General features: G+C 66.4%; 27 protein-coding genes and 4 tRNA genes. 12 read left to right on the forward strand and 19 right to left on the reverse strand.

What is annotated here, in order from left to right; genetic code table 11:
• Positions 1-5 precede the first annotated feature (5 nt).
• Positions 6-314, reverse strand: a complete 309-nt coding sequence (locus ACIA8R_RS51105; protein WP_397045314.1) for a hypothetical protein — start codon at positions 312-314, stop codon at positions 6-8.
• Between the two features lie 1,475 nt (positions 315-1,789).
• On the opposite strand from ACIA8R_RS51105, the gene ACIA8R_RS51110 reads away from it, so the two are divergent.
• The 4 genes from ACIA8R_RS51110 (at position 1,790) to ACIA8R_RS51125 (ending at position 4,987) form a co-directional block, all read left to right on the forward strand.
• Positions 1,790-2,398, forward strand: a complete 609-nt coding sequence (locus ACIA8R_RS51110) for a DUF6461 domain-containing protein (RefSeq protein ID WP_397045316.1) — start codon at positions 1,790-1,792, stop codon at positions 2,396-2,398.
• Positions 2,399-2,692: 294 nt separating this feature from the next.
• Positions 2,693-3,502 (forward strand): endonuclease/exonuclease/phosphatase family protein, encoded by an 810-nt coding sequence (locus ACIA8R_RS51115; RefSeq protein WP_364101287.1) that lies wholly within the window; start codon positions 2,693-2,695, stop codon positions 3,500-3,502.
• Positions 3,503-4,037: 535 nt separating this feature from the next.
• Entirely contained in the window at positions 4,038-4,823 is a 786-nt protein-coding gene (gene xerC / locus ACIA8R_RS51120) for a tyrosine recombinase XerC (protein ID WP_397045318.1), read from the forward strand.
• On the forward strand, positions 4,805-4,987 hold the full coding sequence (locus ACIA8R_RS51125) for a tyrosine-type recombinase/integrase (RefSeq protein WP_397045320.1): 183 nt from the start codon (positions 4,805-4,807) through the stop codon (positions 4,985-4,987). Before xerC ends, ACIA8R_RS51125 begins: the two co-directional genes overlap by 19 nt.
• Before the next feature lie 32 nt (positions 4,988-5,019).
• Here ACIA8R_RS51125 and ACIA8R_RS51130 read toward each other — a convergent pair whose 3' ends face one another.
• The 5 genes from ACIA8R_RS51130 to ACIA8R_RS51150 all read right to left on the reverse strand — a co-directional run bounded on the left by ACIA8R_RS51130 (position 5,020) and on the right by ACIA8R_RS51150 (position 7,293).
• A complete protein-coding gene (locus ACIA8R_RS51130; protein WP_397045322.1) occupies positions 5,020-5,334 on the reverse strand; it encodes a hypothetical protein in 315 nt (104 codons plus the stop codon).
• Positions 5,335-5,457: 123 nt separating this feature from the next.
• A tRNA-Phe gene (locus ACIA8R_RS51135) sits at positions 5,458-5,534 on the reverse strand.
• 5 nt (positions 5,535-5,539) lie between these two features.
• Positions 5,540-5,614, reverse strand: a tRNA-Asp gene (locus tag ACIA8R_RS51140).
• Positions 5,615-5,714: 100 nt separating this feature from the next.
• A tRNA-Glu gene (locus ACIA8R_RS51145) sits at positions 5,715-5,787 on the reverse strand.
• Positions 5,788-7,293, reverse strand: coding sequence for a metallophosphoesterase (locus tag ACIA8R_RS51150; protein WP_364101293.1), 1,506 nt, complete (start codon positions 7,291-7,293; stop codon positions 5,788-5,790).
• Positions 7,294-7,380: 87 nt separating this feature from the next.
• On the opposite strand from ACIA8R_RS51150, the gene ACIA8R_RS51155 reads away from it, so the two are divergent.
• A complete protein-coding gene (locus ACIA8R_RS51155; RefSeq protein WP_397045324.1) occupies positions 7,381-7,731 on the forward strand; it encodes a metallopeptidase family protein in 351 nt (116 codons plus the stop codon).
• A 109-nt stretch (positions 7,732-7,840) separates the two neighbouring features.
• Positions 7,841-9,127: an MFS transporter gene (locus ACIA8R_RS51160; protein ID WP_357709938.1), complete on the forward strand. Its 1,287-nt coding sequence runs from the start codon at positions 7,841-7,843 to the stop codon at positions 9,125-9,127.
• Here the strand turns inward: ACIA8R_RS51160 and ACIA8R_RS51165 are convergent, their stop codons facing one another.
• Complete coding sequence (locus ACIA8R_RS51165) at positions 9,128-9,421, reverse strand: PspC domain-containing protein (RefSeq protein WP_357709940.1); 294 nt, start codon at positions 9,419-9,421, stop codon at positions 9,128-9,130.
• A gap of 91 nt (positions 9,422-9,512) precedes the next feature.
• Between ACIA8R_RS51165 and ACIA8R_RS51170 the strand changes: the two genes are divergently transcribed.
• On the forward strand, positions 9,513-10,667 hold the full coding sequence (locus ACIA8R_RS51170; RefSeq protein WP_357709942.1) for an acyl-CoA dehydrogenase family protein: 1,155 nt from the start codon (positions 9,513-9,515) through the stop codon (positions 10,665-10,667).
• A gap of 49 nt (positions 10,668-10,716) precedes the next feature.
• Positions 10,717-10,789, forward strand: a tRNA-Lys gene (locus ACIA8R_RS51175).
• Between the two features lie 71 nt (positions 10,790-10,860).
• Here ACIA8R_RS51175 and ACIA8R_RS51180 read toward each other — a convergent pair.
• From ACIA8R_RS51180 to ACIA8R_RS51220, 9 genes are all read right to left on the reverse strand, one after another.
• Positions 10,861-12,177, reverse strand: a complete 1,317-nt coding sequence (locus tag ACIA8R_RS51180; RefSeq protein ID WP_397045358.1) for a tyrosine-type recombinase/integrase — start codon at positions 12,175-12,177, stop codon at positions 10,861-10,863.
• On the reverse strand, positions 12,177-12,350 hold the full coding sequence (locus ACIA8R_RS51185) for a helix-turn-helix domain-containing protein (protein ID WP_397045327.1): 174 nt from the start codon (positions 12,348-12,350) through the stop codon (positions 12,177-12,179). The genes ACIA8R_RS51180 and ACIA8R_RS51185 overlap by 1 nt, the downstream gene beginning before the upstream one ends.
• Positions 12,350-13,972 (reverse strand): replication initiator, encoded by a 1,623-nt coding sequence (locus tag ACIA8R_RS51190; protein ID WP_397045329.1) that lies wholly within the window; start codon positions 13,970-13,972, stop codon positions 12,350-12,352. Before ACIA8R_RS51190 ends, ACIA8R_RS51185 begins: the two co-directional genes overlap by 1 nt.
• On the reverse strand, positions 13,969-15,396 hold the full coding sequence (locus tag ACIA8R_RS51195; RefSeq protein WP_397045331.1) for an FtsK/SpoIIIE domain-containing protein: 1,428 nt from the start codon (positions 15,394-15,396) through the stop codon (positions 13,969-13,971). The genes ACIA8R_RS51190 and ACIA8R_RS51195 overlap by 4 nt, the downstream gene beginning before the upstream one ends.
• A gap of 84 nt (positions 15,397-15,480) precedes the next feature.
• On the reverse strand, positions 15,481-15,792 hold the full coding sequence (locus ACIA8R_RS51200) for a hypothetical protein (protein WP_397045332.1): 312 nt from the start codon (positions 15,790-15,792) through the stop codon (positions 15,481-15,483).
• Complete coding sequence (locus tag ACIA8R_RS51205) at positions 15,789-16,055, reverse strand: hypothetical protein (protein ID WP_397045334.1); 267 nt, start codon at positions 16,053-16,055, stop codon at positions 15,789-15,791. Before ACIA8R_RS51205 ends, ACIA8R_RS51200 begins: the two co-directional genes overlap by 4 nt.
• On the reverse strand, positions 16,055-16,480 hold the full coding sequence (locus tag ACIA8R_RS51210; protein WP_397045336.1) for a plasmid replication, integration and excision activator: 426 nt from the start codon (positions 16,478-16,480) through the stop codon (positions 16,055-16,057). Before ACIA8R_RS51210 ends, ACIA8R_RS51205 begins: the two co-directional genes overlap by 1 nt.
• A gap of 112 nt (positions 16,481-16,592) precedes the next feature.
• Complete coding sequence (locus ACIA8R_RS51215; RefSeq protein ID WP_397045338.1) at positions 16,593-17,330, reverse strand: GntR family transcriptional regulator; 738 nt, start codon at positions 17,328-17,330, stop codon at positions 16,593-16,595.
• Positions 17,331-17,762: 432 nt separating this feature from the next.
• Complete coding sequence (locus ACIA8R_RS51220) at positions 17,763-18,059, reverse strand: hypothetical protein (RefSeq protein ID WP_397045340.1); 297 nt, start codon at positions 18,057-18,059, stop codon at positions 17,763-17,765.
• A gap of 333 nt (positions 18,060-18,392) precedes the next feature.
• On the opposite strand from ACIA8R_RS51220, the gene ACIA8R_RS51225 reads away from it, so the two are divergent.
• The 4 genes from ACIA8R_RS51225 to ACIA8R_RS51240 all read left to right on the forward strand — a co-directional run bounded on the left by ACIA8R_RS51225 (position 18,393) and on the right by ACIA8R_RS51240 (position 21,547).
• Positions 18,393-19,187, forward strand: coding sequence for a GntR family transcriptional regulator (locus ACIA8R_RS51225; protein WP_397045342.1), 795 nt, complete (start codon positions 18,393-18,395; stop codon positions 19,185-19,187).
• 15 nt (positions 19,188-19,202) lie between these two features.
• Complete coding sequence (locus ACIA8R_RS51230) at positions 19,203-19,394, forward strand: zinc ribbon domain-containing protein (protein WP_397045344.1); 192 nt, start codon at positions 19,203-19,205, stop codon at positions 19,392-19,394.
• 78 nt (positions 19,395-19,472) lie between these two features.
• A complete protein-coding gene (locus ACIA8R_RS51235) occupies positions 19,473-19,865 on the forward strand; it encodes an SCO5389 family protein (protein ID WP_397045346.1) in 393 nt (130 codons plus the stop codon).
• An 899-nt stretch (positions 19,866-20,764) separates the two neighbouring features.
• Positions 20,765-21,547 carry a class I SAM-dependent methyltransferase gene (locus ACIA8R_RS51240; RefSeq protein WP_397045348.1) on the forward strand — a complete coding sequence of 261 codons (783 nt, stop codon included), beginning with the start codon at positions 20,765-20,767 and terminating at the stop codon, positions 21,545-21,547.
• A gap of 179 nt (positions 21,548-21,726) precedes the next feature.
• Here the strand turns inward: ACIA8R_RS51240 and ACIA8R_RS51245 are convergent, their stop codons facing one another.
• From ACIA8R_RS51245 to ACIA8R_RS51255, 3 genes are all read right to left on the reverse strand, one after another.
• Positions 21,727-22,134, reverse strand: a complete 408-nt coding sequence (locus ACIA8R_RS51245; RefSeq protein WP_397045350.1) for a hypothetical protein — start codon at positions 22,132-22,134, stop codon at positions 21,727-21,729.
• A gap of 12 nt (positions 22,135-22,146) precedes the next feature.
• A complete protein-coding gene (locus ACIA8R_RS51250; RefSeq protein WP_397045352.1) occupies positions 22,147-22,533 on the reverse strand; it encodes a hypothetical protein in 387 nt (128 codons plus the stop codon).
• A 337-nt stretch (positions 22,534-22,870) separates the two neighbouring features.
• The coding region (locus ACIA8R_RS51255) for a helicase-related protein (protein WP_397045354.1) at positions 22,871-23,271 on the reverse strand (401 nt) is incomplete at its 5' end.

Consider the following 23,271-nt stretch of genomic DNA (forward strand, 5'->3'; position numbering starts at 1 on the left):
CAGGCTCAACGGTTGATCGGCACCAACCCGGCAAGATCCCCCAGGAATTCCTGCTCGGTGACCTCGAAAGACGCGAACTCACCAAGGTCCAGCTCGGCGTACGTCAACCCGCCGTACTGGTCCTCATCGTGCTCCTCGTCGTAGTCAAGGACAACGCCACTGGCGTACACCTCAACCTGACGCCGAACCTCTCCCGACGCATCGACAGCGAGGTGGTACACCGACGTGCCCCACCTCGCGTACTCGTCCCTGCGGTTCTCATCCCACGGCCGACGAAAGTGCCTCACCCCACCGTCCGCTCGCGTCAGGAACACCCGTGAGGCGCAGGAACACGCCGAAGGGCTGCTGAGACCACTGGGAGGAGTGGACAGAACACGGCCCGGTCTTCCCCTCGCGCTGCGGTACCCCGATGGAGCCGGACAACCTACGGCGAAGCTGGGGAGCGATCCGCAAGACCGCTGGCCTCGACGAGATGCGCTTCCACGACCTCCGCCACCTGTGTGACGCTCTAGCTCCACCTCGGCGTCCCGCCCCAGGTCGTCCGCGACATCGTCGGCCACAGCGACATCGAAGTCACCATGACCGTCTATGCCCATACGTCGCTCGATGACAAGCGCAGCGCCCTTCGCAAGCTCGGGGACACGCTTAGATAACAATGCTCTTCGACATGGCCCTAGGAAGACCTGCTACCTGGCGCTTTATTCGCGGCGGCGGAACAGAGCCAGCGACTTGATACGAAGATCTTGGGCTGTCTCTATGATTTGCTCATGCTCATCAAATGATTGCTTGTCACACCCGACTCCCAAGGGGTGCCCGCTGCAGCGGCACTCCTGCCGCAGGAGGAAGGAGGTGAAGGCGATGCCGAGAAAGCATCGGAAGCGGCCGGCAGATGAGCGGGCGTGGATGGTGCCAGCCTTAAAGGCCGTCGCGGCTCTGGGAAGCCTTACAGCGGCCATTTTGAGGTTCCTGCGGGAGCTCTGAGGCTGGGCACCACCCGACTCGGTCGGCCCGACAGCCAGTCGGGTCGGCCACACACCAGGCGAGTGCGTGTCCGGCTTGCAGCATTGGAAGACGGTCGCCTCCCTATGGAGCTAGCCCCCCTCACTCACCGGTAGAAGTGTAGGGCTAATTTACTGACGACTGCATATTCTCTGTCGAACAGATGCAACGTCGGCGTAGAGCCTGACGCAAGACGTTGCTGTCAGGGAAGATCCGAAAGCCTCGAACGGTAATCCGTTCTGGGCTTCCTTGCTGTTCAAAGCTGGTGGTCAGGGGCAGGGTCGAACTGCCGGCCTTCCGCTTTTCAGGTGTAGCAATCATCCTGCTCCCCATCTGCTACCACGAGTCAGCTGGCCGTCCGTGGTGCCCTTCGTGTGAGCTTGGTGGCCGACGTTGCCGTCAGCGTTGCCGTCACGGATCCCCCGGGTGCCCGATGGCAAGGACCGACAGAGTCGGTCCGCAGCAGCCGATCGCCCCCGCCAGGACGGCGGGTGCCGAAGTCAGCGATCGTCACGGCCCCAGCCGAACACTTCATCACGAGTGAGGACACGATCGTCCACAGACGTCCACCAGGCTCGTGGTTGCCTGATCAAGCGGCAGAAACGGAGGCAGCCAGTCCACCTCCGTCCACACTCATCCGAGGCCGTCGTCAGCACTCCCGTCAGCAAGGTCGGTGCTCAGCCCTCGTCCTTCGGTGGCAAGTGGACCCGTACCGCAGGGCCGCCAGCCCCGAGGAACGGAAGCCACGCGGCAGCCACTTTTTGTCATTCTCGGCTGGCAGCATGTCGGCGTGATCGCGACTGCCGCTGACTACGCCTGGTTCACCTTCGGCCGGTTCATCCACGACCAGTACACCGATCTTCGGGAGGCATGCTGTTTCACCCTCGTTCGCGGGCTGGCACCTGAGCAGGTCCTGGCCCGGACTGGGGCCGAAGGCTTTCCGCCCATGGGGCTCAAGGAGCTGATCAAGGCAGGGGTCTCCGACCTCGGTAGGTCCCGCTCCGGATATGGCCACTTCTTCGGGGTCGCACCCATCGGTGACTGGGCGTTCATCGTCGAACCCAACGGCTTCATGGGCGTTCTCCCCAGCATCGCCGGACGGCTGTCGGCGGGCACCCGGCTGGTCTCCCATTTCCGCAATGTCAACGGGCGGGAAGACTTCCTCTGGATGGAAGACGGCCAGGAGCGTCTGGCCTTGGAGCCGAGCTTTTCCGACATCGACTCCTTCACCAAATGGGATGAGGAATTCACCGAGATCGCGCGGCAGGTCGAATTCGACGCCGCACACAGCAGTGAGTCGTTCTTCGCGATGGCCGAGTACCTGACTGGGGTCAAGGTGACGCCGGAACTGCTGGAACAGTCGGTCTACCTGTGTGGAGCCGCGCCCGACTCACAGTAACCACAGCCATAAGCGAACCAATCAGCCGGAATTCTCCGTGCCATTCGGCCCGCGGCTGGCCACCTACGTCCCCAGCGGCGCCGCGCTCGAACAGATCAGCCGTCCACACTGAGGCTTTTCCAACCTGATCGGGCCGATCAAGCAGGAGAGAACCGGGACGGGTTGGCATAAGAGGCTCTCGGCAGCTCGTACGCACGGGTCTGACCCCATGAAGACCCATAGGCTCCTGATTGCCAGATATGCCGGTTGAGCGGTCTTGCGACGGCTCGGATCATGTGTGGAGGGAGCTCTGTGATGATGATCAGCCAGCTCGTGATCGCCGGGCTGTTGTTCCCGAACCTGTCCGTACAGGCACAGCCCCCTCTCCTCCACGTGATGACGTGGAACGTCTGTGCGGGCACCAACGCCGGGTGCGCGCTCTTTCGCCGCTCGAACGCCGAGCTGGCCTGGCACGTGGCAGTGCTGGCGACCGAGGCGGACGTGGTCTTCCTTCAGGAGTTCTGCACGGGCGCCGACGCCGACCTGGAACACGAGCTCGAACGCCGTACCGGCCGGAATTGGAGCGTCCGGTCGGCCGGGCTGAAGTACTCGGACGGTTCCCCGTACCAGTGCCTGCCTGACAGAAACGGCAGGCCGCGTGGGGTGCTGAGCGTCACCCTGGCCGTGGCCGGAGCGGACACCGGCCTCGTCGTGCACCCGCTGACCTCACCGCCGTGGGGAGCCCGCAGGTACGCCGTCTGCACGGCCGACCGGGCGTTCTGCACCGCGCACTTCTCGTCGGGATCGAGTTACGACGACAGGCAGAAGGGCAGGCCCTACCGGCACATCCAGTTGCGTGAGCTGTTCAAGCTCGGCCGGGGTGTGATCGGCGGCGACCTCAACCTTGTGCCGCGCGACGCCGCCGCGGCCTACAAGGGCCGCGACGAATGCGACCCGCGCCGGCGCTGGACCTACGTGACCCGCAGGCGGAAGATTGATTACGTGTTCGCCGGCGAGGGCCGCGTAAGGAAATGCTTCGTCGATTACGCCCGGAGCACGTGGTCTGATCACGTCCCGTTGCACGCCTGGGTGAGAGCAGGCTCAACGCCGCCTGCACCACGCTGAGCCGGCCCAGCACCAGGTTGTTCGTCATGCCCTACCAGGGAAACCCGAATTTTGCGCATCCACGCTGCCGGCCAGGGACGAGTTGGGATACGCCCTCACTGAGGCTCTTTCATGGGTCCACCGAGGATGAAAACAGCTCACTGTCGCTGCTCATGGCGGTCTTGCGGCACTCCGGCGCTGTCTGTGGTCAGGCTCCCCCGGCGTCACTGAGCCTGCGCTCGATGTGCGGTGGGCCGGTCGGGTGGGATCGGCCCGAAGAGGCCGCACGCCCGCCCGGTCCGGCGGCCGCCGCCGCCTCATCGAAGCCGGAGCCCTGACCGAGTGCATCAAGACCCTGGCGGAGGTGGCCTGATGACCGAGGCCGTGCGCGCCCCCCTGAAGAGGAACCCAAGCGCCGGACCCATCACCGCTCTCGTAAGCGCTCGAATGGCGAAGGGACGATCTATCAACGGAAGGACGGCCGATGGGAGAGAGGCCGCCTTCGTCCTCACGACAGCTGGCACATACAAGCGCGTCCGCGCGTACGGCCACACCCATGAAGAAGCTCACCAAGCTGATCGCACAAGCCGATCAGGGCATCCCGGTTGCCTCGGAAAGCTGGACGCTGGCCCAGTTCCTTAGTTACTGGCTCACGCACATTGTCCAGGAGGAGCGGCGGCCCAAGACCTACCAGGGCTATGAGGGCGTCGTCCGCATCCACCTCATTCCCGGCCTGGGCAAGAAGCGCCTCGGCAAGCTGACCGCTCAGGATGTCCGGGTCTTCATCAACCGGGTTCGTAGGGAATGCCAGTGCTGCAGGCATGGATGGGACGCCTCCCGCGAGCGGCCCACGTGCTGCGCTCTCAAGACCCCGAAATGCTGCGGTTCACATCTGTCCACGCGAATGATCCAGTCCATTCTCGCCGTTCTCCGAAACGCACTCGAACGGGCCGTACGCGAGGAGATCATCCCTCGAAACGTCTCGAAGCTAGCCACGGTCTCCGTTCCCTCGTACAAGGTCAACCGTGGTCTGACGACCGAGCAGGCGCGACGCGTGCTGAGGGTTTCTCGCGAGGACCGGTTCCACGCGCTGTACGTCCTGGCCCTCTGCCTCGGCCTGCGCCGAGGGGAACTGCTCGGCCTTCGCTGGAAGGACGTCGACCTCGACGCGGGCACTCTGGAGGTGGTCCAGACCCTCCAGCGCGTCGGTGGCGAACTCCGGTTCGTCCGCCCCAAGACGGAGAACTCCGAGCGCACGATCCCGCTGCCCGAGATCTCCGCCGAAGCTGGGGAGCCGTCCGCCAGGCCGCAGGCCTCGGTGAGATGCGCCTCCACGACATGAGGCACACCTGCGTGACCCTCCTCCTGGACCTCGGCGTCCCGCCGCACATCGTCCGGGAGATCGTCGGCCACAGCGACATCGAGGTCACCATGACGATTTACGCGCACGCCTCCCTGGAGGAGAAGCGCAAGGCTCTCGGCAAGCTCGGTGACGCCCTGGCGTAGAGCAATCCCGTTCTCTTGACGTCCCGGAGTCTTCACTCCGGGACGTCTTTGTGTCCAACCATTCCGATTCTCACCTGATGGTTGTGCTCGGCGTGCCCGATGACCTTGCCCTCGATCACCGCATCGATCTTAGGAAGCTCGCAGTCGGCAGGCATCCCGACGATCTCCGCGAGTCCGATCGCGTCAGGAACACCGGGGAGCCGCAGGAACACCCCGAAAGGCCGCCGGCCGACGACCGTTCCCGTCACTCGCGTCCCCACCGGTAGAGCTTGACGTGTCGCGGTCCATGCATGGCGCACCCGCTCGGCGAATCCGGGCCCCTCGTCGGGCCACCTGTATTCAGACACGTTCGGATCCTAGGAGCCGAAAATCAGGAGCCGTATGCCGACGTTGCCTTCAGGGTTGCCGTCAGCGGACACAAAAATGCCCCGGAGCGATAATCGCTTCGGGGCTTTCTTGCTGTTCAAAGCTGGTGGTCAGGGGCAGGGTCGAACTGCCGACCTTCCGCTTTTCAGGCGGACGCTCGTACCAACTGAGCTACCTGACCCAGAGCGGTCCTGACGGGACTTGAACCCGCGACCTCCACCTTGACAGGGTGGCGAGCACTCCAAACTGCTCTACAGGACCTTGCGTTTCTTGCGTTTCTTTCTGTTTGCGCTCGCTTAGCTTACCAGCTTTCCGGTGGCCTTTCGACCAGCCGGTTCGCGGTGCGCCAAGCGCTCGCAAGTGCCCCCAACGGGATTCGAACCCGTGCCGCCGCCTTGAAAGGGCGGTGTCCTAGGCCGCTAGACGATGGGGGCTCAGGATTCCCTGTCGCCTTCCGTCGGAGACCTCTGAAGCATAGGGGACGATTGCCCCTGATGCCAAAGTGGCTGACCGGCGGTCGGTGACGCGGTGCCGATGATCGATCCCGTTGGAGACGGGGCGTTCGTTGGCTCCGGAGAAATCATACGTTGTGGGTCGGCCTCCACGTGACGCTGGATGTACACCGACTGCTCCCCCAGCCCGCCCAGCGTGATGTCGTCCCAGGCGCGCAGGCGTCTGGTCTCGCGGTCGAAGTACAGGACCGAGGCCTGTACGGGCGTGGGCTGGGCGTGTTCGAGCGCCCGAAGGCCGGCGCCGCCGGTCGATCCCTGGACGAGCATGCGCGAGCCGGACGGCAGCATGGACGTCGAGCGGTCATGCGTGTGACCGGCCAGGATCATGGGCGCGGCCCCGCTGAACCCCCGGCCGACGTCGGGGTCGTGGACGGCCACCACGTCCGCCTTGTCCACGTTGGCCAGGCGTGCGCGGGCGAACCGTTTGAGCGCGTCCGGGTCCGAGTCGACGGCCACCGATTTGTCGGGGGTGAAGCGAGGGTCGCCCAGGCCGTAGATGCGCAGGCCCGCGACCTTCTCCACGCGGTCGTCCAGGACCACGGCGTTCTTCTGCCGCTCGACCGCCCTCTGCGTGATCATGGAGTCGTGGTTGCCCCGTACGTACACGTACGGCACCCCGAGGCGGCTGATCTCGTCGACGAACTTGTTCTCCGGCTTGGTCCCGTGGTCCGAGATGTCGCCGGTGTCGATGATCATGTCGACGGCGAACTGGTCCTTGAGCGAGCGGATGACGTTCCAGGCGATGGGGTTGATGTGGATGTCCGAGACGTGCAGGACGCGGATGGATTTGGGGTCGGCGTCGTACAGGGGCAGGGTCGAGACGGTGTCGTACAGCTTCGAGACGTTCGTGACGAGCTTGGTGAGCTGCGACCGGTACGACTCGAACTTCGTCACGATCGACTCCGCGCTGCCCACCAGCGACGGCGCGGCGGCGACGAGCCCTGAGTAGCGCGGCTCCACGAGCGAGCTCGGACGGAACGTGAGGGCGGCGAGCGCCCCGGTGCCCGCGAGGCCCACAGAGGCCGCCAGGAGGCCCACCAGAGCCGTCCTGGGGCGCCTGTAGACCATCAGGACGGCTATCAGGGCCCCCGCCCCGGCACAGAGCATGCTGCGGACCGCCAGGGCCCGCACGCCGTCCAGGAGGTCGCTCTCGATGAGGCCCGGCAGGCGGTCGGCCAGTTTGGGGTCCTCGATGAGCGCCTTGGCGCGCTCCTGGTCGATGTTCTCCAGGGTGATGCGGAGCCTGAGCGGGGCGTCGTGGGTCCGGAAGGTCAGCGTGCCGAGAGGGCTGGCGTCGACGACCGTCTCGCCGCGCCAGGCGGGCCTGAGCGACATGCCCGTCTCGACGGGACCGACCTGGGCGTGCACGGTGCCGCTCAGGAATATGCCCAGCCAGGCGCCGGCGGCGGCCACCATGAGCACCGCCACGACCCTTGTCGCGCGCGACCGAATGACTGCTTTCGACCTGTCAACGAACTTCATACAGTTTCTTGCATACCTGACCGGCAGGGCAGAATGGCATGCGTGATCGAGGTTTCGCGGGAGAAGTTCGAGGAGCTCGTGGCCCAGGCTCTGGACACGATCCCCGCCGAGCTCACCCGCGTCATGAGCAACGTCGTCGTCACGGTCGTCGATGATCCGCCGGAGCCCCACCTGCTCGGCCTGTACACCGGTGTCCCCCTCACAGAACGCGGCGACTGGTACTCAGGTGTCCTGCCCGACCGGATCGAGATCTACCGCAATCCCATATGCCAGATATGCAGGACAGAAGAGGAAGTCGTTAACGAGGTGCGCATCACTGTTGTCCACGAGGTGGGACACCATTTCGGGATCAGTGATGACAGACTTCACGAACTGGGCTGGTGACCCTTTGCTTCTCGTTGACTTCTTTGGGTTGCGCCTTGCCTCATGATCGGGCACCTTAGGTCACATAGCGAACACGGTGAGTCAGGCACAGCGGAGTCCAATGGGGGCCATGCAGGCAGGTAGGCCGCCGGGACGGCATCGCCGTGCCGAGACAGATCAGGCCACCTACGGCGAGGTCATCGCCATCCGGGAATTTCGGGCGCTTTGGTACGGCCAGGGCCTGTCCCTGCTCGGTGACCAGCTCGCCCAGGTCGCGCTCGCCGTCCTCGTCTACTCCCGCACCGGTTCGGCCCTGGCCACCGCGGCCGTCTACGCGCTGACGTACCTCCCGTCGATCGTCGGGGGGCCGCTGCTGGCGGGGCTGGCCGACAGGTTCGCGCGCCGGGGCGTCATGATGACCTGCGACGTCGTCCGCGCGGTCCTGGTCGGCGTGATGGCGCTGCCGATGATGCCGTTCTGGGCGTTGTGCGTGCTGGTGTTCTTCGTGGTGCTGCTCAGTGCCCCGTTCTCGGCCGCGCGCGCGGCGCTGCTGCCCGAGGTGCTCGAAGGCGACCGGTACGTCGTCGGCTCCGCGTTGCAGAACATGACGAACCAGGCCGTACAGATGCTGGGGTTCGCTGCGGGCGGAGCGGTGATCGCCACCTTGGGCCCCTACCGGGCGCTCGCTCTCGACGCGGCCACGTTCCTCGCCTCGGCCCTGATCCTGGTCTCGGGCGTACGTCCGCGGCCGGCCGCCGACCAGGGGGGCGCGAAGCCGTCCATGTGGGCGATGACCAGGGCGGGAGCCTCACTCGTCTTCGGCTCGCGCAGGTTGCGAACACTGGTGCTGTTCGCGTGGTTGTGCGGCTTCTACATCCTTCCTGAGGGCATCGCCGTGCCCTACGCCGCCGAACTCGCCACGGGGACGCTGTCGGTGCCCGTGATCACCGGTCTGCTGATGGCCGCGATGCCGACGGGCACGGTGGTGGGCGCCTTCCTGTTCAGCAGGTACGTGACGCCGGCGCGGCGGCTGCGCCTGATGGGCTGGATGGCCATGCTGAGCTGCGCGCCCCTGGCGGTGACGGCGCTCCGGCCGCCGCTCGCGGTGGTGCTGGCCGCATGGGTTCTGTCGGGGATCGGTGGGGCGTACCAGCTCGCAGCGAATGCGGCTTTCGTCCAGAGTGTGCCGCCGGAGCGGCGTGGCCAGGCCTTCGGGCTGGTGCAGTCGGGGCTGATGGCCGTCCAGGGGTTGGGGATCCTGGTCGGCGGGTTCGCGGCGGAGAGACTCGGTCCTGAGCTGGTGGTCGCACTCTCCGGCATCACCGGAGTGATCGCGGCGGCCGTGCTCGCCCTGATGTGGACCGAGTCCCGGGACGACCGTAATGCCCAGGAAGTGCCCGCCCAGGCGCCGGCCTGATCACTGCTGCGGCTTGTGCTCGCCGGTCCAGTCGGTGGCGTTCTTCTGCTGCTGCTGCTTGATCAGGTCCTGGACGATCGAGGTGTCCCGCTCCTCGGACGGCATCAGGAGCCAGCCGATCGCGTACACCCCGACGCCGACCCCGCCGAACAGGGTGGCGATGGCGAGGGCGACCCTGACCAGGTTCGCGTCGACGCCGACGTACTCACCGATGCCCGAGCAGACGCCCGCGACGACCCGGCCCTTGTTGGTGCGACGCAGCTTCTTGACGTTGTACTCGCTGAATTCGTTCATGTCTCAAGACTGCCCCTGGGGGTGGTGTTAGCACATCAGGATTCCCCCTGGTAGAACCCTGGTAACCCCTTACGCGAGGAGAGGACCCGCCATGGACGACCTGCTGCGCCTCGACGACCGACTCAACGGCGACCAGCGGCTGATCCGCGACACGGTCCGGTCTTTCGTCTCCGACCGCGTCCTTCCGCACGTGGGCGACTGGTTCGAGGAGGCCGTCTTCCCCGCGCGCGAACTCGCGCCGGAGCTGGGCTCGCTCGGCCTGCTGGGGATGCATCTGGAGGGTTACGGGTGCGCCGGCACCGACGCCACCTCCTACGGCGTGGCCTGCCGCGAGCTGGAGGCGGGCGACTCGGGCCTGCGCTCGTTCGTGTCGGTGCAGGGCTCGCTGGCGATGTTCCCCATCTGGCGGTACGGCTCCGACCAGCAGAAGGAGGAGTGGCTGCCGCGCATGGCGGCCGGCACGGCCATCGGCTGCTTCGGCCTGACCGAGCCGGACCACGGGTCCGACCCGGCGAACATGCGCACGTACGCCAAGAGGGACGGATCCGACTGGATTCTCAACGGCTCCAAGATGTGGATCACCAACGGCTCGATCGCCGACGTCGCCGTGGTGTGGGCGCAGACGGACGAGGGCGTCCGCGGCTTCGTCGTCCCCACCTCCACGCCGGGTTTCTCCGCCCCTGAGATCCACAAGAAGTTGTCCCTTAGGGCATCGGTCACCTCGTCCCTGTACTTCGATGACCTCCGCCTGCCCGCCTCCGCCGTGCTTCCCGGGGTCACCGGCCTCAAGGGCCCGCTGTCGTGCCTTTCCGAGGCCCGTTTCGGCATCCTGTGGGGGGTCGTCGGGGCCGCCCGCGCCTGCCTGGAGTCGGCGGTGGACTACGCGAAGACCCGCGTGCAGTTCGACAAGCCGATCGGGGCCTTCCAGCTCACCCAGGAGAAACTGGCCTGGATGTACGTCGCCGCCGCCCAGGCCCAGCTCACGGCCCTGCACCTGGGTGCGCTGAAGGACGAGGGACGGCTGGAGCCCCGGCAGATCAGCTTCGGCAAGCTGGCCAACGTACGGGCCGCCCTGGACATCGCCCGCCAGGCCCGTTCCGTCCTGGGTGGAAACGGGATCACCCTGGAGTACCCTGTGATCAGGCACATGAACAATCTGGAGTCTGTGCTGACGTACGAGGGTACCCAGGAGATTCACACACTGGTGCTGGGCGAGGCTCTCACGGGGCTGGCCGCTTACCGGTGATGGAGGCGTCGCGGGCGGGGCGGTAATCTCTGTACCCTTGCTCGTGCGAGGGGCGTTAGCTCAATTGGCAGAGCTGCGGACTTTTAATCCGTAGGTTCCGGGTTCGAGCCCCGGGCGCCCTACCCCAACGACCTGGGCGGACTCCCCGATCTCCATGATCTGGAAGCCCGCCCGGTTGCATTTCGAGTTGCAGTTATCCCCAAAGTGCCCGGCCCATGCGGGCTGCGGCTTCGGTCGAGAGTGTCGCCGTGATGTGGGTGTAGCGCTTCGTCGTGGTCAGTTGTGAGTGGCCGAGGATTTCCTGAACGACGCTGATGTCCACGCCTTGCTCGATGAGAAGCGTTGCGGCGGTGTGGCGAGCGTCGTGGACTCGGGCGTCTTTCTCGACTTCGGCGAGGCGGAGCAGTTCTTTCCATTCATCCCAGTCCTGGCCGGCGTCGATGGGGCGTCCGTCCGGATGGCACCAGACGAGGTCATAGTCCTGCCAGCGCTCCCCCGCTGCTTCCTTCTCGGCCTGCTGGGCTTCCTGGTGGAGCTTGAGGAGTGGGATCAACGGGGGCGGGATCATGACGGTTCGCTTGCTCTTGCCCTTGGGCTTCACGAAGATCCAGCCGCCGACGCGCTCAGGGCAGGCGGGCGCGTGCTTGGCACAGTTGGGTCCGCAGTACTTCTGCCCTTCCTTGTCGCACACGTGCTTGCGGCCGGAGGTGCGCTTGGCCTTGGGGCAGTCGTTTGGGCACGGGTAGCGATGAAGTCGCTGCCCGCAGGCGTGCGGGTCCTTGCAGCCGTGGCGGTAGCGCTGGTGCTTGATCTGCCAGAAGACGCGGATGACGCCTCGCTTGAGGTCCACGTACTTCCACCGCAGGCCCAGCGCCTCACATTGCCGAAGACCGAGAGCGAGTGCCACGGACCAGCGAGTGCCGTTCCTCTGGTTGTTGGCCACGTCGAGGACATCGCGGGCCTCGTCGGCGTCAAGCGGTTCGATCTCCACGTCCTCGGCGGCAGGGGCGTCGATCAGGGTGCAGACGTTGCGGGCGACCTTCTCGCGCCGGACTGCGATCTTGAGGGCGCGGGAGAGGATCCGGTGGATCTGCACGATGGTGTTCTGGGCGAGGCCCTGCTGTGTGAGGTACGCGTAGAAGGCGTCCAAGTGCTCCGGGCGTAGCCGGTCGAGGCGGTGAGCACCGAGGCGGGGGATGATCCAGTGTTCGGCCTTGGGCCGATAGGTGCTCTCCAGGGTGCGGTCGCTGACCTTGAGAGGGGCGATCTCGTCGAGGTACGTATGCATCCACTCGGCGACCGTGGGTGCGAGCCCCGGCTTGTCAGACTTGCCGGAGTCCCGCTTCCCCTCCAGCTCACGGACTTTCTTGGTCACCTCGGTCTCACTGTCGCCCACTCGATGGCGCCGGTCGGGCGTACCGTCGTCCTTGACGCCCATGGTCACGTAGCCGTGCCACTTGCCATCCTTGCCGAGGAAGACCGAGGATCGGCCGTTAGGCTTGCGCGCCATCACACCGCCTCCAGGTCACGGGCGAAGTCGAGCAGGGCGGCAGCAGGGATCAGGCGGTATCCGTCGTGCTTGATCGATCGGAGTTCGCCGGTCTTGATGAGCCGGAAGACTGCCGTGCGGCTCATCCCCAGGACCACGGCCGCGTCGTTCGGTCGGTAGAAGAGTCTTTCCATTACGCCGCCCTCCCTTCAGTTGCCGAAAGATCTTGTCCGTCTGCTCTGGCCTGGAGTTCGGCCATGTGAGCACGCCAGCGTTGCCGTTCGCGGACGGATCGCAGGAGCCGGACGGCCAGCGGTGCCACGTTGGCGTCTCCGGCCGGGACCGGCTTCCAGACGTAGCGGTGTGGGTCGGGCATCTCGTCGTTCTGGCCGAGGGCTTCCAGGACCCAGGTGCGGCGGTCCTGCTTGTGTTCGGCCAGGGTCTTGTTGGACCACTTGCGGGAGACCAGGACGCGCCGTCCGGCGTAGCCGAGGTGGTCGGGCTTGTGGGCCTTGCCGTGGCAGCGGCCGGGGAGCATTCCGGGTTTGGCGCCTTTGGGTTGGATGCCGTAGCGCAGCCAGTTGGCGCAGGTGGGCGAGCAGGGTTCGGTGCGCAGGGCCTCGGTGAGGCGGGCGGCGTGCTCGCGGCGGGCCGGGTTGTCGGCGGCGTGGTCGAGGGGGTCGGCCAGGCTCTTGGTCAGGTACTTGGTGAGGTAGCCCAGCCACTTCCCGGCGGCGGGTGTGCCCGCCAGGACGCTTTGGATGTTGTGTTGCTGGCCGAAGCGGATCACGTGCAGGGGTTCGGCGTTTTCGTCGGCGTCGAGCTGGTCGAGGGCTTGGTCCCAGGTGGGCAGGACCTCACCCGTGTGGGGGTCAAGGTAGCCGGCCCCGTCCTGCCAGATGGGCAGGTGATCGCCGTCGAAGCGGACTTCGTCGGTCGGTGGCCACCACACCTGGTGATAGGTCGCGGCGATGATCTGCTTGAGTTCGGCGCGGGGTAGCGTCCCGCGGATCGCGATGTGCAGGTGCGGGGCGAGGCGCTGCTGTGGTTCGACCGTGCCGAAGTACTGCACGTCATAGCCCGCGACGCGGCGCAGGTTCTGCACGAACCGGTCCACCAGCTTGGAGAAGTGCAGCGCGTCCCGAGCGGCACGCCGGTAGTTGTAGCTCTCCGGATCAACCGGGACGCCGTCACGGACCTTGCCGTACGAGGGCAAGGTGAGCGTGACGAACAGCGAGGGGCGGAACACCTTGCCGTCCGGGGTGGCGAAGGTGCGTCCCAGGGTGGTGTCGGCCATCTTGCGCTTGGGCAGGTCCGGCGCGTCCTGCCGTCGCCGGGTCGAGCGGGTGCGCTTCGGAGCGGTCCGGCCGAGAACACTCCCCCGCATCCCGGCCGCGTTGATCTCCTCGTCCAGACCGGCGATGGCGGCGTCCCAGTCGGCGGTGTCCTCGCCGAGTTGTTCTGCCTCCTCACGCCGGGCCTGGAGATCGGCGCGGAACTCGACAAGCCATCGTTGATCGTCGGTCGGCGCGTCAGGGGTGATGGCGGGTTCGTGGTCGAGGTGCCAGCCCTCGCGGCACTGGGCGATGCGGAGTTGCCGGTTGCGCTTGGCGCACGGCGGGCACTTAGTCTCCAGCGTGGCACCGCACGGGACGTCGATGAGTTCCCACTTGCCGGTGTGGGTGTCGAGCCGCTTGAGCGGGACGGGCCGGATGCACACGCCGTGCAGCTTGGCGACCTCTTCAACGACGTCCCGGGCCAGTGGCATTGCCATCCGGATCGTCCGGGGTAGTGCGCGGTCGTGCGGGTTGGTCATGCAGCCTCCTCTCGCTCGGTGAACAGGGCGACCATCTGGCGGATGTCGTCGTCGCATACGTAGGCGGCGCGGACTCGGATCGGTTCGGGTGAGGTTTCCAGTCGCATGTACGCGACACCTGCGCCCAGCTCGGGAATCGGTGAGATGTGGTCGGCGAGTGCGCCCCGGTCGCGTGCGCCGTCGCCGAGGACCATGTCCACCTGTTCGGATTCGTCCAGGCGGAGGGCGATCTTGTCGGGGAACAGGTTGCGGATGTTCATGACTTCCTTGCGTGGGTCTTGGAGGGCGGCCATGACGCCGACGCCGACTGAGCGGCCTTGGGTTGCCAAGGTGGCCAGGGCGGCGGAGATGCGTTGCCGCAGGTGCTTGTCGGGCTGGTAGGCGGTCAGGAACGCGACTTCGTCGACGAGGACCAGGACGAACGGGTCCTCGATGGTGGGTGTGTGGGAGCGCTGGAGGCCGGCGAAGCGGGCCGCGCGTTTCTGCATGACGCTGACGGCCTCGTCGAGCAGGTCGGCGCAGTCGGACGGGTCGGCTGCGTAGCGGCCTTGGAACAGCTCCCGGCCGAGGGACAGCTCCATCAGCTTGGGATCGAGCGCCCAGACTTCGGCCAGGCCCGCCCGCATCGCGGGGAGCAAGCCGCGGATCGTGTCCCACAGGAAGGAGCCCTTGCCGGCCCCGGTCGCGCCCGCGATCAGAACGTGGGTTCCGTGGACCTTGAGCCGGAGCGGTCGGCCGTCCTCCTGTTTGCCGATCTCGACCGGGCCGACCGATGGCTGCTCGGGGATGGGAAGGGCGGGCATGGGAGCGGCGAGTGGATCGGTGCGTGGAAACGTGAGCAGCAACCGCCCGCCCTTGATGAGCGCGACTCGGCATGAGGTGGTGCCGAAGCCTTGGGCGAGGTTGTCGAGGCGGTCGGACCAGTCCTTGACCGCCTGACCGGCGAGCATCCGGACGACGATGCGGTCGGCCCATCCGTCGCAGGTGACGCGCAGCATACGCGGCATGTAGACGCGACCGTTGACTCGTCTGGCCAGGCCGGAGACGTCCATGACGCCCTGCCAGTGGCGGCGGTAGACCGACACCAGCCGCCACCAGGCCAGCAGGCGAAAGCCGACGAGGCGGGAGAAGGAGCCGGGTTCGGTGAAGGCCCAGGCGAGCAGGGCCAGGACGGCGAAGCCGAGCATGGAAGCGGTGGCGGGCCAGCCGTACCAATGCCAGAAGACGCCCAGGGCGACCGGCAGGGCGACGACGACCGGATGCCGCCACGTCGTACGGACGAGGGCCGACAGCAAGCGCCAGCCGTAGACGAGGAAGGTGATGATGGCGGGGGTCTTGACGACGGCCGGGCGGAAGACGACGGCCGTGTCGGGCGTGGTGGAGACGAGGTTGCGCGCCTCGTCGCCAGGCAGCCGCTTGAACATAAGCTGGGAACCTCTCGTGATGTGGAGTCAGGGGAGAACCGAGGGGCCGCCGGAAGTTGCCGCTTCCAGCGGCCCCGCCTCATGTCAGGCCGCCGGGTCGGTGGCGTCCTTGTCGGCCTGTTCGGCGTGCAACTGCTCGCAGTCGGCCAGGTAGCGAGCGGCAGCGGTGAAGATCTCGCGGGCGATGGCCAGGTCGGCATCGGTGACCGGCCCGGCCCCGCTCGTGGAGATGTGCACGTTCGCCTCGGACGAGGTGAACTCCAGGTACGGGCGCGGGTTTTCGAGCAGCAGTCCGGCGCTGGCCCGGAGGCCCGGCGTGTGGAAGGAGACCCGGACGTGCGGCTCGGAGTCGGGCCGGATGGACAGGGTGACGTAGGTGTAGGGGCGGAGAGTCATGCCGCGACCCCCTGTCCATCCGGCAGGCCGTAGAAGCTGCGCTCCAGCGAGCGGACGAAGCGGTGAGCCGCGTGGGCGAGCTGGCGGGCAAACTCCAGGTCCTCCGCCGTCACGGGACCGTTCGTGGTGACCAGGACGGAGGTGGCGCCGAAGTCGAGCGCCAGGACGGGCTCACGGCGGGCGAACGGGTGGTTCATGGTGCGGGCGGCGTGCCCGCTGGTCAGCCGGATCACGCTGGTGCGCGGGGTACGACGTCGGGTCATCAGGCGGCGTCCTTTCCGGCCGAAGCCTTGCTCTGGGCGGACTGGTTGAGCTGGCGAGGTGCGTGCATCTCGCGAACCTTGATCGAGTACGCGAGCCGTCCGTTGCCGTTGACGTAGGGCGTGACGGACATGCCGGTGAACTCGACCGGCGTGAACGGCAGCCCCGGCATGGATTGCGGGGGCACCGGCTGGACCGGCGCGAGGATCTTGACCGCCACTGTCTTCTGTGCGGCTTTGACGGTCGGGTCGGCGTCCATGACCGCGATCTGCCACACCGGCTCTCCGGTGAGCTTGTCACGGGCCTGGACGAACCGGCCGCCGGTGGAGGCGTCGAAGTCCTTGACCGGCTCGACCTCGCCGACGACGTAGCAGCCGTGCGGAAAGACCTGATCGAAGCCGATCGCGATGGGACCTTGTATAGCCATGGTCTGTTCTCCTGTCGTACTGTCGGTAACTCGTACTGTCGAGTTAGAAGCTACCCCGAAAACGAACACTCGACAATACGAGTTTCCGAGATTCGCTGTGACTTAGGTCACATCACAGTGCGTAGGCGTCTTCAAGCTCATGCAACGCACCCGGAAGCGCGATGTCGACGATCAGGACCGGGCGGCCCGAGGCGTCGAAAACCCGAGCCAGCACGCCCAGCACTGCGGCCGACTTGCCCACTCCCAGCACCTTGACCTCGTCGGGCAGAGGGTGGCGGGCGGCCAGTCGTTCCACGACATGATCCAGCCTCAGCCCCTTGACCCCTTGCAGGTGCTGACGGACGCTTACGGTCAGTGGCGCCTGTCGGCCGAGGTCGGTGCCTTCGGCCAGTTCGATCGGGCACCAGAAGGTGACCAGTTCGCACGGCTCGTCAGCGTCACTGAGCAGAACACGGCGCATCATGACCGGCGTCCCCTCGGGCAGGGTCAGCATCGCCGCCACGTTCCCCGGCGCCGGCCGTGCTCCCGCCTCGATGACCGCTCCGCCCTCGCTGGATTCCACCCGGTCGAGCACGGCACGGCCCGGCCGAGAAGACTCACCCTCGGAGCCGGGCGGCGGGGTCTTCACATAGGAGCCCTTGCCGTGTTCGCGGTCAATGATCCCGCGAAGCTGCAACACCTGAAGCGCTCGCACCACCGTGGGACGGCTGACCGCGAACTCACGAACGAGCTGAGTCTCCGAGGGCAACTGTGAGCCTGGGGGGTAGGTGCCGTCCGCGATCTTGCGCCGGATCGCGGTGACGATCTGGGCATACTTCGGAGGAGCGTACTCATCATCAGATACGGACATGACAACAACCCAACTACTCGACTTATCGTCAGCATAGACGCGGACTCTTGTCTTGCAAAGCTGATCAAATGCGGCTGGGGAAAGTTGACGCAGGGGGCCCTTAAACCCCCTCAAGCCCTTCGACCTCATCGACCGCATCGCCACGCTCGCCCTATCGAGCCAACCCAGACAAGAGCTTGGTCCAGTTCGCCTGAGCTTCGACGGAGGACCACCGATGGGTTTCCTGCACCTGATAGCCGCTGTCGAGCTGGACAATTCGCCGGATGAACGCTCGGCCCCCGCCCTCGCACAACTCGTACATCGGGACTCTGCAGGCGCAGGTCCACGCCAGCACCCGCACCCGCTCACGTGCTTGGGAGCACTGCCAGAGCAGCCGCGCATGACCGCGCTGGGCCATACCGACATGCGGACTCAGGCACCCCTCGGGCGGAATCACGGCGCGGCCTTAGGGTCCGGCCCCGACTCGGGCGACGAACCCGCCTGGCGGAGATCTCCGTACCGGAACGCGACCCGGCGGGCGGCGCGCGACGGGTCCAGCGCCGGATGCCACGCGTAGACGCAACGCTTGCGCCGATCGTCCCAGCCGATGCGCCACCAGAACCGCTCGCCGTCACACCACACGACGAGCCCGACCCAGACTGACACCAGCGCCAGGCCGTACCCGTCGTGAACATCGGCGGCAATCCCCACACACTGGAGTTCGGCCTGCAGCGACTCGGCCATGTCCAACGGCGAAACGCTTGGGGAAGCCGGACGGCGAACTTCTCTCACGATGACCGCCTCTGCTCGGTCGTTCTAACGGGAGAGCCCCAGCAGGTCGAGCAGTTGTCACGCACGCGAGGGGACGGGCCTGCCTCGCGCGGCCCGGCGATCAGCTCCTTGCGAGGACTCACGTACTTCCATCCCCGGCCGCCGCAGGACACGCATCGATTGGTCATGAAACCCCGCCCTTTCCAACTCGCCGAACCCTGCTAGCCTGGAATGGATTCACATACCAAGCATGTTCCAGTAGACCTGGTATGTCAATCCATACCAACCAATTCGTTCGGGTGGGAGTACCAAATGGGACTCAGCAGCACAGACGCCGCCGCACAGTCGAAGAAGCCCGCATACGTCCGCATCGCCGGCGCTATCAGGGAGCAGATCAAATCCGGCGCGTTGCAGGCGGATGACCCAGTTCCGAGCGCAGCCGCGATCTGCGAGCAGTACGAGGTCAGCATGATCACGGCGAAGAGCGCACTGAACCTGTTGCGCACCGAGGGCCTGGTCTACGGCATCGCGGGCAAGGGCACCTTCGTCGCCCAGAACCGGCGCATGGTCCGAACGGCCCCTCACCGGTACTTCCAGAGCAACGACCGCACATACGTCCAGGAGGCAGAGCGCGCCGGCCTCACGCCCGAGGCCCGCCACGAGACCCAGGTGATGGCCGCTACCGAGTCGGTCGCCCAGCGGCTGGAAGTCGCCGCCGGGGAACATGTGATGGCGACGCGGTACCGGATCTTCGCCGGTGGGCGCCCAATGAGCATGTCCACCTCATGGGAGCCACTGACGATCACTGGCGGAACCGAGATCGAACATCCCCACCAGGGCACATACGCGAACAGCGGCCTCAACGCCCGGTTCGCCGCCATCGGCTGGACGATCGAACAGGTGGAGGAACACCTGATCGTCCGGCCACCCACACCCGAGGAGACTACGGAGCTGATCATCCCTGACGGAGTGCACGTCATCGAGGTGCACCAGACCGTCCGGGCAATCCAGGACGGCACCGACAACCTCGTTCCGGTCGAGGCGGCCGACATCGTGTTCCCCGCCGACCGCAACGAGTTCACATACTTGATGGACCGGCCCCGGTGACGTCAGGATGCGCCTATGACCGACGATCCATACCTGGTGGATGAGTTCGGCGAGCCCATCCCACTCAGGCCAGAGGGCTGCCCCAATTGCGGCCAGCAGTTCGCGACACGACAGGCCCGAACGTGCTGGAAGTGCGGCGCCCCTCTGGACGATGAAGACCAAGCCGACAGCGGCGTAGAGCCCCCGTCGAGACCCGACGGGGGCTGAAACATAACCTCGGCGGAAGTGTGTTCCAGCAGACACGGAGCCTTGACCGAGGAGCTACCACGGCAGGACGCTCCAGGTATGTCGCTAACCGTTCCGCCCGCCCTGCTCGACAAGGTACGGCACGGCCATGTCGAGGAGGCTGAATTCATCGACTGCGTGCGCACCTCCCTGCCTTACGCATGGGAGCTGGTCAGCAACCTGATCGAACGTCTGCACGCAGGAACCGCCGAGTTCGCCGACAACCAGATCCCGCCACCCAGCGAGGAGGCACGCGGCCAGCTACTCCGCATGCTTTCCAGCGACGCCATGCGCAGCTCCATCGAAAGGCACTTCGGGGTCGCTCTCGCGTTCCAGAACTGCCACCGTCTGGCTGTGTTCCGCGCCGATGCGGTCGGCGGCTCCACCCACGAGGAGTTCGTCTCGCCGCTCGCCCAACTCCGCAACCAGTCGCCCGAGCTCGTCAACTGCTGATCATCCCAGCGACCAACTGAGGCACCGTTCTTTGGAGCGGTGCCTTTGTCGTATCGCGACGGCATGCCGCGGTACCGCGATCATTGCCGAGTTGTGCTTTTAGGTATCAAGCGGCGGCGCAGCGCGCCGCCGTACCCCCGGCCCTCCGCCCGCCCGCCGTCCGGGCGTGCGGCCTGGGGGCCGGTCCCGGACGGCGGCGGGACACCGGGCCGGCCACCGCACACCGCCCCCGCCGTACCAACCGAACGCACCGGCCGGGGTTGCCACGCCGCCACACAGGTACAGCCCTTACGATCGCCTGCCTGTGGCTGGCCATAGTAGGTGGCTGGGGGCGATCGACGATCCGTGCTTCGTTCCTCAGCACGGCTCACCGAGCAGCGGTCGTCCGTCGTGCTTCTGCGCGCCCACTCACGCCTGTGATCTGTCATCGGCTAGGAAGGGACGGTGAGCACCGATTCCAAGAATCAGGTGGGTCACCACGTCCACCTGTAGCCGGAATGCATGCTCTCGCCGATGGGAGGTGGGGCGGCGATCTTCTCGATCCATTGAGTCAGCCACTTCGCGACCGTCCACCGCTGGCCGGCCTTTCGGACGTTCCCTCCGTCCCGCTGGCGTTCCAGCTCACGCACGGCCTCGATGACATCGGGTTCCGTCTTGTGCTTCACGTGGCAGCGGTCGGACGTGCCATCGTCCTAGACACCCGCTGCGGGACAGCGGCCGACCAACGCTCCGCCGACGTGCTGGAGCTGCATCCCCAAGGCTCTGGAGCAATGCCATATCCTCCGCGAGGACTTCACCCTGTACACCGTGAGAGCCGTCAAGACCGCCGGGGCGTTGGCTGACCTCTACTGGCTGGGGATCTTCCGTGAACCGATCCCAGCTCGTCTATGGTGCCATCTATGGAGGACCTGTTTGGCGGGGCCGCGTCGTACTACGCCAGACACCGCCCCGGCTACGGTCAGGCGACAATCGGGTACCTGGCGGAAGCGCTCGGCGCGGACAGCCGGGTGCTGGATCTCGGCTGTGGCCCTGGAACGATAGCGATCCCGCTGGCGCGGCGGGTGACGGCGGTGCTCGCTGTGGACCCGGCGCGGGAAATGCTCGCCGAGGGTAGGCGGCTGGCCGAGGGCATCACCAATATCGCCTGGTTGCCTGGCGATTCGACCGCTCTGCGGGCGTTGCCGCCGTTCGAGCACGTGGTGATGGGTCGGTCATTTCACTGGATGGATCGCAGGTCCGTACTGACGGAGCTGGACGAGTTGTTGCCGCCCGGCGGCGTGGTGGCTCTTGTCGGTCCGGCGAGGCAGTGGGGAGAGCCCTGGCAGCCGGACTCGCAACCCTGGCAGCCAATCGAGAGGCGAATATGCGAGGAATTCGGCCTCGACATCCACACCGCCGCCAACTCCTTCCACGCCACCGGTGAGCACCACCATGACATGCTGGCCGCCTCACCCTTCAGCAGCCTGGAATCCCGGGTATTCAGCCGACGGCTGACCTGGGATGTAGACGGGTTGGTCGGGCTCCAGCTCTCCTATTCCTACAGCTCGCCCGCCATGCTCGGCGATCACCTGCACGCCTTCGTCAAGACGCTGCGACGGGCCCTGCTCGCCGACAACCCCGCAGGCCGGTGGGAACAGAAACTGGCGACCGAGGTGCTTGTCGCCAGGCGGCCCGGGCACTGAACACCCGGAAGCGCCCCCGGTGTTACAGCCGAATCTCCTCCAGGTGGGTCTCATTTAGAGTCTCAGTTCGCCCCGGACAGGGGCGTTGACCAGCGTCTTGGCAGGGTGGGTCAGGCCGTTCCTGTTGGTGGCCGTCGCAGGTCGCCAGGGTTGCATTTTGAGTTGCAATACGAGGCCGTTCAGAGCCGTTCAGGACCGACCGCGTACAGGTGTTGACCTGCATTGAACGATCTGGAACGGCTCGAACTGGATCTTTTAATCCGTAGGTTCCGGGTTCGAGCCCCGGGCGCCCTACCACTCCGCATCGCCTGGACGACCCAGCTTGCGGTCGGATGGGCGGTGGTGCCCAGCACGCGGACGCGCCGGCTGGCGTGCTCGATGACGGCCAGGATGTACTGGCGCTGCCCGGTGAGGGTGACGGTCTCGATGAAGTCGCAGGCCAGCAGCGCCTCAGCTTGCGAGCGCAGGAAGTCAGCCCAGGTGACAGACGCCCGCTCGGGGGCCGGATCAACGCCTTCCTGCTTAAGGATCTCCCAGACCGTGGAGGGCGCGACCGTGATGCCGAGCGTGGCCAGCTCGCCGTGCACCCGCCGATAGCCTCAGGAGGGGTTCTCCCGGACCAGGCGCAGGATGAGTGCGCGGATGGAACGGACCGTGGGCGGGCGCCCCGGCCGCTTCGGCCGACAGCTCCCGGCATGACGACGTCTCATCAGATCGCGGTGCCAGCGCAAGACGGTGTCCGGGCGGACGAGGAGCCGCACCCGGCGCAGGACCTCGCGGGGCAGCGACGTCAGCAGGGCGGCGAGGAAGGCGCGGTCCTCGGGAGCGAATCTCACCCTGGCACCGACGCCGAGCTGCCGTTCGAGAACGGTGATCTGATGGCGGAGAGCGAGGATCTCGACGTCCTTGTCCCGATCCCCCATCGGTAGCAACCGCAGTACGGCGAAGGTGTTCGTGACGGCGAGATAGGCCAGACGAAAGAGCACGAACGATCATCATGCCGCACTCCGAACGGCTGGAGATCATTTGCGTCAGGCGATCCCCAGCAAGCCCATGACCTGGTCGGATGACATTATCGGCAGGCGCAAGGTCCTGGCCCTGCTCCACCATGACCCCAACCGCCCCTGACCAGGCCGGGACATCGCCCGCCACCTCCGCGATGTCACCCTCGACACCATGTACCGACAACTGTCTCGCTGGGCCGGCAGCCAACTCATCTGCAAGATCGGCCGGGTATCCACACCGCCCGGCCAATCTCTTCAGCACTCCTGCCAACAGCCCAAAAGCCTTGACCACCTGGCCTTGGGCGAGCCCCATCCGCTGCTACCGGAATCGTCTGCCGTTCCGTCCCGACCGACGACTGACAACCGGTGCTGTGATGGTCACGGGGATGCCTGAGGGAGCCTGGGCGCCCGTGATACGCCTCAGCTCGGCCTCGCCCGAACGGACCTCGCTGGTCTGCGGGACGATACCGGCGTCGGCCATCAAGCGGGTCATGTCACGGCGCTGATTGGGCAGCACCAGGGTGACGACGCTGCCGGACTCGCCGGCGCGGGCGGTGCGGCCGCCGCGGTGCAGGTAGTCCTTGTGGTCGCTCGGCGGGTCGACGTTGACGACGAGGTCCAGGTTGTCGACGTGGATGCCGCGGGCCGCGACGTTGGTCGCCACCAGCGCCGTGACGTGGCCGCTCTTGAACTCGGCGAGGGTGCGCGTGCGCTGGGGCT

Source organism: Nonomuraea sp. NPDC051191 (genome assembly GCF_044455665.1).
Lineage (GTDB): Bacteria > Actinomycetota > Actinomycetes > Streptosporangiales > Streptosporangiaceae > Nonomuraea.

Coding starts and splice junctions, on each gene's coding strand:
- ACIA8R_RS51115 (WP_364101287.1), top strand. CDS start 2,693: ATGATGATCAGCCAGCTCGTGATCGCCGGGCTGTTGTTCCCGAACCTG.
- xerC (WP_397045318.1), top strand. CDS start 4,038: ATGAAGAAGCTCACCAAGCTGATCGCACAAGCCGATCAGGGCATCCCG.
- ACIA8R_RS51125 (WP_397045320.1), top strand. CDS start 4,805: ATGCGCCTCCACGACATGAGGCACACCTGCGTGACCCTCCTCCTGGAC.
- ACIA8R_RS51155 (WP_397045324.1), top strand. CDS start 7,381: ATGGCATGCGTGATCGAGGTTTCGCGGGAGAAGTTCGAGGAGCTCGTG.
- ACIA8R_RS51160 (WP_357709938.1), top strand. CDS start 7,841: ATGCAGGCAGGTAGGCCGCCGGGACGGCATCGCCGTGCCGAGACAGAT.
- ACIA8R_RS51165 (WP_357709940.1), bottom strand. CDS start 9,421: ATGAACGAATTCAGCGAGTACAACGTCAAGAAGCTGCGTCGCACCAAC.
- ACIA8R_RS51170 (WP_357709942.1), top strand. CDS start 9,513: ATGGACGACCTGCTGCGCCTCGACGACCGACTCAACGGCGACCAGCGG.
- ACIA8R_RS51180 (WP_397045358.1), bottom strand. CDS start 12,177: ATGGCGCGCAAGCCTAACGGCCGATCCTCGGTCTTCCTCGGCAAGGAT.
- ACIA8R_RS51185 (WP_397045327.1), bottom strand. CDS start 12,350: ATGGAAAGACTCTTCTACCGACCGAACGACGCGGCCGTGGTCCTGGGG.
- ACIA8R_RS51190 (WP_397045329.1), bottom strand. CDS start 13,972: ATGACCAACCCGCACGACCGCGCACTACCCCGGACGATCCGGATGGCA.
- ACIA8R_RS51195 (WP_397045331.1), bottom strand. CDS start 15,396: ATGTTCAAGCGGCTGCCTGGCGACGAGGCGCGCAACCTCGTCTCCACC.
- ACIA8R_RS51200 (WP_397045332.1), bottom strand. CDS start 15,792: ATGACTCTCCGCCCCTACACCTACGTCACCCTGTCCATCCGGCCCGAC.
- ACIA8R_RS51205 (WP_397045334.1), bottom strand. CDS start 16,055: ATGACCCGACGTCGTACCCCGCGCACCAGCGTGATCCGGCTGACCAGC.
- ACIA8R_RS51210 (WP_397045336.1), bottom strand. CDS start 16,480: ATGGCTATACAAGGTCCCATCGCGATCGGCTTCGATCAGGTCTTTCCG.
- ACIA8R_RS51215 (WP_397045338.1), bottom strand. CDS start 17,330: ATGTCCGTATCTGATGATGAGTACGCTCCTCCGAAGTATGCCCAGATC.
- ACIA8R_RS51225 (WP_397045342.1), top strand. CDS start 18,393: ATGGGACTCAGCAGCACAGACGCCGCCGCACAGTCGAAGAAGCCCGCA.
- ACIA8R_RS51230 (WP_397045344.1), top strand. CDS start 19,203: ATGACCGACGATCCATACCTGGTGGATGAGTTCGGCGAGCCCATCCCA.
- ACIA8R_RS51235 (WP_397045346.1), top strand. CDS start 19,473: ATGTCGCTAACCGTTCCGCCCGCCCTGCTCGACAAGGTACGGCACGGC.
- ACIA8R_RS51240 (WP_397045348.1), top strand. CDS start 20,765: ATGGAGGACCTGTTTGGCGGGGCCGCGTCGTACTACGCCAGACACCGC.